12 protein-coding genes are annotated in these 8955 nt (G+C 70.0%); 2 read left to right on the forward strand and 10 right to left on the reverse strand.

Annotation, left to right across the window (positions count from 1 at the left end):
* Positions 1 to 30 precede the first annotated feature (30 nt).
* Positions 31 to 555 carry an SET domain-containing protein gene (locus ACTMTI_RS06365; RefSeq protein ID WP_441118721.1) on the reverse strand — a complete coding sequence of 175 codons (525 nt, stop codon included), beginning with the start codon at positions 553 to 555 and terminating at the stop codon, positions 31 to 33.
* Positions 556 to 723: 168 nt separating this feature from the next.
* Here ACTMTI_RS06365 and ACTMTI_RS06370 point away from each other — a divergent pair, with 168 nt between their 5' ends.
* Complete coding sequence (locus ACTMTI_RS06370) at positions 724 to 1242, forward strand: SH3 domain-containing protein (RefSeq protein WP_441118722.1); 519 nt, start codon at positions 724 to 726, stop codon at positions 1240 to 1242.
* An 84-nt stretch (positions 1243 to 1326) separates the two neighbouring features.
* Here ACTMTI_RS06370 and ACTMTI_RS06375 read toward each other — a convergent pair whose 3' ends face one another.
* The 3 genes from ACTMTI_RS06375 to ACTMTI_RS06385 all read right to left on the reverse strand — a co-directional run bounded on the left by ACTMTI_RS06375 (position 1327) and on the right by ACTMTI_RS06385 (position 3353).
* A complete protein-coding gene (locus ACTMTI_RS06375; RefSeq protein WP_441118724.1) occupies positions 1327 to 1695 on the reverse strand; it encodes a VOC family protein in 369 nt (122 codons plus the stop codon).
* A 17-nt stretch (positions 1696 to 1712) separates the two neighbouring features.
* A complete protein-coding gene (locus ACTMTI_RS06380) occupies positions 1713 to 2090 on the reverse strand; it encodes a VOC family protein (protein WP_441118726.1) in 378 nt (125 codons plus the stop codon).
* A 138-nt stretch (positions 2091 to 2228) separates the two neighbouring features.
* Entirely contained in the window at positions 2229 to 3353 is a 1125-nt protein-coding gene (locus tag ACTMTI_RS06385; RefSeq protein ID WP_441118727.1) for a S1 family peptidase, read from the reverse strand.
* A 182-nt stretch (positions 3354 to 3535) separates the two neighbouring features.
* Here ACTMTI_RS06385 and ACTMTI_RS06390 point away from each other — a divergent pair, with 182 nt between their 5' ends.
* Positions 3536 to 4036, forward strand: a complete 501-nt coding sequence (locus ACTMTI_RS06390; RefSeq protein WP_441118728.1) for a hypothetical protein — start codon at positions 3536 to 3538, stop codon at positions 4034 to 4036.
* Here ACTMTI_RS06390 and ACTMTI_RS06395 read toward each other — a convergent pair.
* From ACTMTI_RS06395 to ACTMTI_RS06420, 6 genes are all read right to left on the reverse strand, one after another.
* Entirely contained in the window at positions 4030 to 5163 is a 1134-nt protein-coding gene (locus ACTMTI_RS06395) for an MFS transporter (RefSeq protein WP_441118729.1), read from the reverse strand. The two genes, ACTMTI_RS06390 and ACTMTI_RS06395, sit on opposite strands and share 7 nt — an antisense overlap.
* Positions 5164 to 5261: 98 nt before the next feature.
* Positions 5262 to 5729 (reverse strand): MarR family winged helix-turn-helix transcriptional regulator, encoded by a 468-nt coding sequence (locus ACTMTI_RS06400; RefSeq protein WP_441118730.1) that lies wholly within the window; start codon positions 5727 to 5729, stop codon positions 5262 to 5264.
* Between the two features lie 63 nt (positions 5730 to 5792).
* Positions 5793 to 6587, reverse strand: coding sequence for a putative hydro-lyase (locus ACTMTI_RS06405; protein ID WP_441118732.1), 795 nt, complete (start codon positions 6585 to 6587; stop codon positions 5793 to 5795).
* On the reverse strand, positions 6584 to 7549 hold the full coding sequence (locus ACTMTI_RS06410) for a biotin-dependent carboxyltransferase family protein (protein ID WP_441118733.1): 966 nt from the start codon (positions 7547 to 7549) through the stop codon (positions 6584 to 6586). The genes ACTMTI_RS06405 and ACTMTI_RS06410 overlap by 4 nt, the downstream gene beginning before the upstream one ends.
* Entirely contained in the window at positions 7542 to 8156 is a 615-nt protein-coding gene (locus tag ACTMTI_RS06415) for a 5-oxoprolinase subunit B family protein (RefSeq protein WP_441118734.1), read from the reverse strand. The genes ACTMTI_RS06410 and ACTMTI_RS06415 overlap by 8 nt, the downstream gene beginning before the upstream one ends.
* A gap of 1 nt (position 8157) precedes the next feature.
* Entirely contained in the window at positions 8158 to 8937 is a 780-nt protein-coding gene (locus tag ACTMTI_RS06420; protein WP_441118736.1) for a LamB/YcsF family protein, read from the reverse strand.
* Positions 8938 to 8955: the final 18 nt, after the last annotated feature.

Consider the following 8955-nt stretch of genomic DNA (forward strand, 5'->3'; position numbering starts at 1 on the left):
GTCCCGCAGCATGGGCGTGACCTCGTCATGCTAAGGAGTGGATGGGCCCTGGAGGTCGGCGCGGATCCGGCGGAGCAGGGGCGGACTCCAGTGGTCGCCGTACGCGCGTCGCAGGTGGGGGAGGCGCCAGTCCCGGCCGGTTACGGTGCCTCGGCAGAGGGCGGTGCCGCAGCGGCAGGTCATCGTCCATGACTCGATGCCGGTGTGGGTGGCGTAGTCGATCGTCAGTTCCTCGCCTGGGCTGATGGGCCTGCGGGCGACGATCGTGATCGCGTCGGTGTGCAAGAGGTTGGGGTCGCAGGAGTGGTTGCCGTATCGCACCGGGTGTGCGGGGTCGAGCAGCAGGTGCCGGCCGTCGTCGACGGTCAGGCTGCTGTACGGCGGGGTGAGGGTGGCCAGCGTCGCGTCGTCGATCAGCTGTCCGCCGAGCCGGATCACGATCTCCCCCGCGTCGAGCGGCGTGGTGGCGAACAGTCCTTGGCCCTCGATGGCGGATGGATTGACCTGGGCGCTGGGAGTGAGCCGGCTGCCGGCCGGAAAATGAGAGTTTCTCATAGTGGCGGTGCCCCCTTAAGGCTGTGATCGCCCGAGAGGTTGATGTATTGGTATCCGTTGGTTGATGGGGATTTGCGCAAACAATATTAGCGGAAACGCTGAGGAATATGGTGCCGTCGCGGTGTAGCCTGCGTCACGAAGGGGGCTGTGTGCAGCGAGAGAGGTTTTATGCCTGGTTCCCAAAACGTCGCAAAAAATGCTTCGGGGTCGAGTTCGCCGACGGATGACACGGCGGGCGGAAAATGCGATCCGTCGGTGATCGCGGCATGGATCGGTGCCTGCGCCACGGTCGTCGCGGCTGCGATAGGAGCTTGGGTGGCCGCCACGTCGGAAGAGGCTGATCCGACGCCGGCTCCTTCGTCTTCAGCGCGCGGCTCGGCGACGACGCCGCCGGCGGGCTCGCCTGTCCGGGGCCGGGTGGAGACGAATCTCAACGCACGGGGGGAGCGGGTGACGTTGAATATCCGAGTCAGCCCTGATCCCCGAAGTGCGAAAATCGGCACGGCCGAGCACGGGGACGAGCTGGATATCGTCTGCGCTCTGACTCATGGTGACTCACATAAAAGTCCCGCGGGGGATTGGACCACTCGCTGGTACAAAGTCCCGGTGGAGGCCGGGTTCGGTTACGTGAGCGAGCATTATCTCGATCCCGTCGCGGGTGCGCGCGTTCCGCGGTGCGACGACTGAGAGGGCGCGCGCGTTCCGCGGTGCGACGACTGATGAGACAGCCGCGGTGGGGCCCTCCCCGGAGGCCGGGAAGGGGCCCGCTTTCTACTGTTGCAGGACCGACAGGACGTTTCCCGCCGGGTCCTTGAACCAGGCGATCAGCGGGCCGCCGCCGCGGAAAACGCCCTTCTCGTCCTGATCGAAGCCGTCGTAGCGCTCGAAACGCACCCCCCGCGCCACCAGCTCGTCAACCGCCTTCTCGATGTCCTCGACGGGGAAGTTGAGGATCGTGTAGGTGGCCGGCGTGTGGTTCTCCTTCGGGTAGACGAGGATGTCCGTGCCACCCGCTATGTGGAGCGTCAGCATCCCGTTCGCCTCCGAGACCCGGATTTCGAGGGTCTCGCCGTAGAACTTCTTCGCCGCCTCGATGTCGTTCACCGAGAAACCGCTGAACGCCTTCGTCGTGCCGAACATGATTGTTTCCCCCGATGTCACATGGCCGCGCGGTGGGCCTCGCTGAGCTGGATGATCTGTACGTAGTTGCCGTCCGGGTCGATCGCGGTCGCGAACAGGCTGCCGTCGCGGTCCTCAAGCTCCGCCAGCCACGTCACGCCCACGCTCTCCATGCGGGCGACGATGGCGCGGGCGTCGGCCACGTCGAAGTTCAGTATCACCCTGCCGGGCTCGGGATTCTTGTCGGAGACGTCCTCCCGCGTGTCGATGAGCAGGTGGAAGTCACCGAACTTGAGCACCCGGTACGCGTTGACGTCGGTGTTCTCCGATGGGTCCAGCGCGGCGGCGTACCAGGTGCGCAGGCGCTCGGGGTCCGTGCTGGCGAGCAGCAGGCTGCCCAGGATGGGGCTCGTCATCGACTTGCTCCTCTGTCGTCGTGTACGTGCTTTCAACGGACAGACTCGCCAGCCGGCCAGAACTCATCGCCGAGCGCCCAAAGCCCAAAAAGCCGCGCAGCGTGCCCGGGTCTGGTGGGCACGCTGCGCGGGTTTCGGTCAGCCGGTTGTGAGCGTGAGACTGTACGCGCTCAAGATCTCATTGACCGGCTGGTGGTACGTCGTGCCGCCGATGCTGCAGTTGCCCGAGCCGCCGGAGGTGACGCCCTGGGCCTGGCTGCCGGAGATGAACGAGCCGCCGGAGTCGCCCGGCTGGGCGCACGCGCTGGTGCGGGTCAGGCCGTTGACCGTGCCCTGCGCGTACCTGACGGTGGCGTTGTGCTGCTGGATGGTGCCGCAGCGCCAGCCGGTGGTCGAGCCGGAGCGGCAGATGGACGCGCCGACGGCGGCCTGGGTGGAGCCGCGGACGATCACGTTCGCGCCGCCGGAGCCGCGTACCCACGGCCGCGGGGTGTTGCCGGGGGCGGCGACCCACGCGTAGTCGTTGCCGGGGAAGGACGAGCCCTGGAAGGTGCCGGTGGGGTTCGTGGTCCTGGCGCCGGTCCGGCCGCAGTGTCCGGCGGTGACGAAGCCCGGAGTGGTGCCCCTGGTGACGGAGAAGCCGACGCTGCAGCGGCTGGAGCCGATGTAGAACGGCATGCCGCCGATGATGTCGATGAACGTCATCGGCTTCTCGGCCGTCGCCGACACGGTGATCACGCTCTTGTCGACACCCGCGGCCGTGGCCAGGGCGTCGGCGGCCTCCACGGTGGGGGCCTGGACGGAGACGCTGTTGGTCTTCACATCGACGTACCAGAGCGTCGCGGCGGCCGTGGCCTTCCGCGGAGCCTGGTCGAGTTTCTGCAGGACCGCGTTGAGCTCGGCCAGCGTGCGCTTGACGAGGACCGGCTGCGCGCCCTGCGCCTCGATGGCGGCGGTGGCGTTGGGGTCGGTGGTGGCGACCATGAGCTTGGAGGCGTCGTCGTTCAGCCAGGCGCCGCCGAACGACGCTCCGAGCTGGGCGGTCAGCGAGGACTCGACGGCCGCGGCGCGTTCTTCGTTGGCCAGCCGGGTGACGACTTGTTCCTCTGTGAGGCCGAGGTCGCGTTCGAGCGCGTCGATCACTGAGGGGGGAGCTGGGGAGGCGGATTGAGGTGCTGGGTCAGCTGCTGCGGGGCTGAGGGGGGTGGCCAGGCAGGCGGCGAGGATGACGCCGCCGACCAGCGCACAGCGCTTACTCAACATGTGCACTCCTCGGGTGGGGGTGCTGTCAAGTTAACGGCTGGTACGAAGTCCGTCAGATACCAAAGCGCCCCTATTTCGGTGATATGGCCGGTTTTCGGCTACGCAGCAGAACCAGACATTTCCCCTTTAAAGGGTGGGGGTGCAAATAGCTCGCTAGGGTCCCGTTGCTGGAGGTGTTCTCTATGCGTAACGGTGTTCGTCATTTGCTCGGCGTCGGCGTGGGACTGCTGGCCACACCCGTGATCGCGGCCGGTCTGGCGTACGGCTCCGCCGATCGCTTCATGCCGCGAGCCGCCATCGACTGGATCGCGCTGGCCCCGTTCATCGCCGCGGTGGTCGTCGTCGGTGTCCTGGCCGGTTCGAGATTGTCGCCGCTCGCCTCGCTGCTGCCCGGTCTGGCTTTCACGGGAATCTGGGTGGCGGTGCTGGTGCGCATGGGGAGGGGTGGGGACGGCAGGCTGTGGTACGAATTCGTGCCGGACCAATATCTCGGGGGCTACACGACGCTGCTCCACACCTGGTCGCCCGCGATCGGCTGCGTATTGCTGGCCGCCTCGCTGTTCCCCGCGAGATGGCGGGCGGCGGCGAAACCCGCGTCTCGTCCGGCGGCCGAGCCCGTGCCGCCTCCGGAGGAGGTCCCCGTGCCGCCGCCCCTGCCCAAGCGGATCCCGTCCCGTCACTGAGCAGCCGCCATGAGCGCGATGAGCACGTACGGCGCCACGAGGATGGCGAACGTCACGCCGTGCGACACGTACGACGAGGCCGCCCCGTAGGCGAGATAGACGCCCAGCGTCACCAGGTTCGTGCCGAGGCCGGCGACCGACGTCACGGTGGCCCTGGCCGTGCCGCTGATCCGCTCCTGGAGCCGCGCGTCCGCCACCACGCCGGCCAGCTGGAAAACCCCGAACGCCACGGCGATCAGCGCGAACCCGGCCGGATGCCCGCTCATCGCCCCCGCCGCCATGGCGAGCGCCGCCAGCGCGATCGTCAGGGCGTAGGCGCGAGCGGGCATGCGCCGAGCGGCCCCCGACAGCAGGCCGCCCGCCGTGGCGCCGATCCAGACGAGCAGGATCAGCAGCGGAACGGCGGTCTTGGCCACGCCCGTCTCGATTCCCAGGAAGGGCACGTACTCCTCCAGCGCTCCCCAGATCGCCGTCACGAACGCGACCAGCAGCACCGCGTTGAGCACCCCCCGGTCCGTACGGGCCTCGGCGATCCCGGCCCGCAACACCGCCGAGTAACTTCCCGCCGCGCCGGTGGCCGGCGTTCTGTGCTCGGGGAGCGCCAGCGCCGTGGCGGCGCACACGAGGCAGGCCACTACGCTGGCCACCCCCACGGCCAGGTAGCCGCCGACCGCGAACACGGGCACGGCCAGCCCGATCGCCACCGCGTCCGCGACGAGGCCGGCGGATTCCGCGCGGCCCATGACGGCGGCGTACCGGCTCTCCTGGCCGAGACGCTCCAGCTCCTCATAGGCGAGGGCCTCGAAAGCGCCGGAGACGAGGGCACCCTCGGCGCCCCACAACACGAACCCGAGGGCGAACACCCAGTAGGAGGGGAAGAGGATCCACAGTGCGAAGCCCGTGCCGGCCAGGAGCGGGCCGAGGCACAGGAGCAGCCGCCTGGACACCGTGTCGGCCCAGGCGCCGGACGGGACCTCCAACACCATGCCCGTCACCGCCCAGATGACGAACAGCGACGAGGTCTCGGCCACCGATAACCCGGCGTCGGCGAACAGCAGCGTATAAACCGGGTAGAGCAGGATGAATTCGCCGAAAAACGCGTAAAGGTACAGCGTTGCGACAAGCATGAGGCCTTCCAGGGGACGAGTAGGGGCTCCGAGTGCTTGCCGCCTCGGAGGCCCACGCGTCCCGCGCCGGCCCCTGGTTATGGATCAATGTCGCCAGGTCATGCCTGCGAGTCTAGTCCACCGCACGCCTCGATCCGGGCCCGGAAGGGGCGGCGTTCCAGCGCCTCCACCGTGGCCCGCAGCACCTCCATCAGGGGTACGGGCAGCTCCGCGTCCAGCTCCCGCGCCGCCTGCTCCGTGGCCGCCCACTCGGCCTCGATCAGGGGAAGGGCGGCGTGGGCCTTGGGGGTGAGGTGCACGATGCGGTGCCGGGCGTCGGCGCCCTTCTCGAGAGTGACCAGGTCGCAGCGGCGCATCTGGATCACGGTCTGGCTGGCCGCCGAATGCGTCACTCCGACGGCCTTGGCCAGGTCGCGGATGGCCATCGGACCCTCCGACACCAGCGTGCGTACGTAGGCGGAGAAGCGGGGGCGGTATTCGGGCATGCCGCGCTCGGCGTAGATCTCCGCGATCGCGCCGTCCATCAGCTCCTGGACGTGGCGCAGCAGCGTCCCCTGTCCGGTCATGGGCCCCAATGTAATAGCCCTGTTGGATCGAGGGGAATATGCGTGGGCATGGTCGGTGGGCGGTCAGGGGATCTGGTAGGAGCTGTCCCGGACGTCGGTGATGGCCATGAAGCCTGGAGCGTGCGCGATGGCGAAGGGCGGTCGCGACTGCATCACCGCCGCCTGCGGCGTCACCCCGCATGCCCAGAAGACCGGGATCTCGCCCTGCCGTACCTCGACCGGATCTCCGAAATCGGGCCGGTCGAGATCGGCGATGCCGAGCGAGCGCGGGTCACCCACGTGCACCGGCGCGCCGTGCACGGCCGGGTAGCGGGAGGTGATCCGTACGGCGGTCGCCACCAGGCCGGCGGGTATCGGGCGCATGGTCACCACCATCGGCCCGGACAGTTCCCCGGCGGGCCGGCAGGCGCGGTCGGTGCGGTACATGGGCACGTTCGTCCCCGCCTCGATGTGCCGCACCGGAACGCCCGCGTCCAGCAGCGCGGCCTCGAAGGTGAAGCTGCAGCCGATGAGGAAGCAGACGAGGTCGTCACGCCAGTAGGAGGTGACGTCGGTGACCTCGGCCACCGGTTCACCGTTCTCGTAGACCCGATAGGCCGGCAGGTCGGTGCGCAGGTCGCCGCCGAAGATGGACGCGGAGACGGCGCCCGGCTCGGTCACGTCCAGCACCGGGCAGGGCTTCGGGTTGCGCTGCGCGAACAGCAGGAAGTCGTAGGCGCGGTCCTTGGGCAGCGCGATCAGATTCGCCTGCGTCCACCCGGCCGACCAGCCGGAGGTGGGGATGCGCAGGCCGTCGCGGAAGAGCAGCCGTGCCTGCTCCGGGCTGAGCGGTGCGGGATCGGTCACGGTCACTGTCATGATGCCTCCTGCGGATGTCGGGATCGGAAGGACTGCGAATCGCTGATCCGGAAGCGGATGCGCTGCCCGGGCCGGGCCTGGGCGGCGCGATCGAGGTCGGGGCCGCACACCACCGCGATCACCGGGTAGCCGCCGGTCACCGGATGGTCCACCAGGAAGAGCGTGGGCTGGCCGGACGGTGGCACCTGCAAGGCACCCGGCACCACGCCCTCGCTCGGCAGCTCGTCGTCGCGGGCCCGGGCCAGGTGCGGGCCGCGCAGCCGCATCCCGACCCGGTCGCTTTCGACGGTCACCTCGTACGGCTCCGCGCACAGCGCCACCAGCGCCTCGGGCCGGAACCAGTCCTCGCGCGGGCCGGGCCGGACGGTCAGCATCAGGTCCCCCCGAGCGGGATCCGGCACCGGCGCGAGATCGACGATGGGGAAGGCCCGTGGCGGCGCTCCGATCGGCAGCAGCGTGCCGCGGGCCGGCCGGTCCGGGCCGAGCCCGGCGAGCGTGTCGGTGGAGCGCGAGCCGAGCACTTCCGGGACGGCCACTCCGCCCCGGATCGCCAGATAGGTACGCAGCCCGCTCGCAGGCAGGCCGAGCCGCAGTATCGCGCCGTCGGGCAGGCGCTCGACCGCGCGATGCCCGATAGCGTGCCTGCTCCCGGCCGCGTCGGTGACCGAGGCGCGGCAGGGCGCCCCGGTGAGCGCGATCAGCAGGTCGCCGTGCGCCCGTACGGCCAGCCCGCCCAGAGTGATCTCCAGGGCCGCGGCGCCCTCCGGATTGGCGACCAGCCGGTTGGCCAGTCGCAGCGCGCCCCGGTCGGCCGCGCCGGAGCGGCCGACGCCGAGCGCGGCATGCCCCGGCCGGCCCAGGTCCTGCACCATCGTCATGGGCCCGGGGGCCAGCACTTCGAGCGCCCGTACGGGGGTGGCGCCGCCGGTCTCGGCGCGCAGGGCGGATTCCCTCTCAGTCATGGGGCACCTCGGCGAACCGTACGCGGACACCCGGCCGCAGCAGCGCCGGGGGACTCGCGCCGAGGTCCCACACCGTCACGTCGGTATGCCCGATCAACTGCCAGCCGCCGGGGGATTCCCGGGGATACACGCCGCTGAACTCCCCGGCCAGCGCGATCGACCCGGCCGGCACGCGGACGCGCGATTCGCTGCGCCTCGGCACCACCAGCCGCGGATCGCCGCCGATCAGGTAGCCGAAACCGGGAGCGAACCCGGAGAAGGCCACGGTCCACGGCGTCCGGGTGTGCGCGGCCACCACCTCTCGCTCCGTCAATCCGGTCAGCGCCGCCACATCGGCCAGGTCGGCGCCGTCGTACACCACGGGAATCTCCACCTCACCCATGCTCGCCCGGCGTCCGGCGGCGGGCCGGACCGCTCTGACGGCCGATTCCACCTCACTGGGGGAGGTGGGCGGCTCGAAGCGGACCAGCACCGTGCGCGCCGCCGGGAGTACGTCGGTGACTCCCGGTGGCGGGTCGGCGGCGAGCGCATCGTAGAGCTGGACGACTTCGTCCAGGTCGCGTAGTTCGACCAGGAGTGCGGTGTCGCCGTAGTGGCGCAGCCTCACCTCACCGGTTCCCTTCGGTGAAGGGCGTCAGCTTGACGCCCATGGCGGAGAGCGTGTCCCGCACTCGCCGGGCCATGGCGACGGCCTGCGGACTGTCGCCGTGCACGCAGATCGACCGGGCGCGCACGGTCAGCGGGCTGCCGTCGATCGCCTCGATCGATCGCCCCAGGGCCATGCGTGCGCAGCGCTCCGTCACCGCTACGGGGTCGTGCAGCACCGCGCCCGGCTCGCGCCGCGGTACGAGAGTGCCTTCAGGGGTGTAGGCGCGGTCGGCGAAGCACTCGGTGACGGTGGTGAGCCCTGCCTCGGCGGCCTGGCGCAGCCAGGCCGAGCCGGGCAGACCGAGCACGGGCAGGCGCGGGTCGTAGGCGCGCACCGCCTCGACCACGGCGGCGGCCTGGGCTTCATGACGCACGATCGCGTTGTACAGCGCGCCGTGCGGTTTGACGTAGCCCACCCGGGTGCCCGCGACGCGGGCGAAGGCGTCGAGGGCGCCGAGCTGGTAGAGGATGTCGTTGGTGAGCTCCTCGGGCGGCACGTCGATGAACCGTCGCCCGAATCCCGCCAGGTCGCGATAGCTCACCTGGGCGCCGATCACCACGTCGCGTTCTGCCGCCATCTCGCAGACGCGCCGCATGATCATCGGATCGCCCGCGTGGAAGCCGCAGGCCACGTTGGCGCTGGTGACGATCGACAGCAGTGCCTCGTCGTCGGCGAGCTCCCACCTGCCGAAACCCTCACCCAGGTCGGAGTTGAGATCGATGTGCGTCGGATCGCACACGGCCGGTTCCTTTCCGCG

It is taken from the genome of Nonomuraea sp. H19 (assembly GCF_052068215.1).
GTDB lineage: Bacteria > Actinomycetota > Actinomycetes > Streptosporangiales > Streptosporangiaceae > Nonomuraea.

Excerpts from the sequence above, each read along its gene's own strand:
- ACTMTI_RS06365 (WP_441118721.1), bottom strand. The coding sequence starts at position 555 with ATGAGAAACTCTCATTTTCCGGCCGGCAGCCGGCTCACTCCCAGCGCC.
- ACTMTI_RS06370 (WP_441118722.1), top strand. The coding sequence starts at position 724 with ATGCCTGGTTCCCAAAACGTCGCAAAAAATGCTTCGGGGTCGAGTTCG.
- ACTMTI_RS06375 (WP_441118724.1), bottom strand. The coding sequence starts at position 1,695 with ATGTTCGGCACGACGAAGGCGTTCAGCGGTTTCTCGGTGAACGACATC.
- ACTMTI_RS06380 (WP_441118726.1), bottom strand. The coding sequence starts at position 2,090 with ATGACGAGCCCCATCCTGGGCAGCCTGCTGCTCGCCAGCACGGACCCC.
- ACTMTI_RS06385 (WP_441118727.1), bottom strand. The coding sequence starts at position 3,353 with ATGTTGAGTAAGCGCTGTGCGCTGGTCGGCGGCGTCATCCTCGCCGCC.
- ACTMTI_RS06390 (WP_441118728.1), top strand. The coding sequence starts at position 3,536 with ATGCGTAACGGTGTTCGTCATTTGCTCGGCGTCGGCGTGGGACTGCTG.
- ACTMTI_RS06395 (WP_441118729.1), bottom strand. The coding sequence starts at position 5,163 with ATGCTTGTCGCAACGCTGTACCTTTACGCGTTTTTCGGCGAATTCATC.
- ACTMTI_RS06400 (WP_441118730.1), bottom strand. The coding sequence starts at position 5,729 with ATGACCGGACAGGGGACGCTGCTGCGCCACGTCCAGGAGCTGATGGAC.
- ACTMTI_RS06405 (WP_441118732.1), bottom strand. The coding sequence starts at position 6,587 with ATGACAGTGACCGTGACCGATCCCGCACCGCTCAGCCCGGAGCAGGCA.
- ACTMTI_RS06410 (WP_441118733.1), bottom strand. The coding sequence starts at position 7,549 with ATGACTGAGAGGGAATCCGCCCTGCGCGCCGAGACCGGCGGCGCCACC.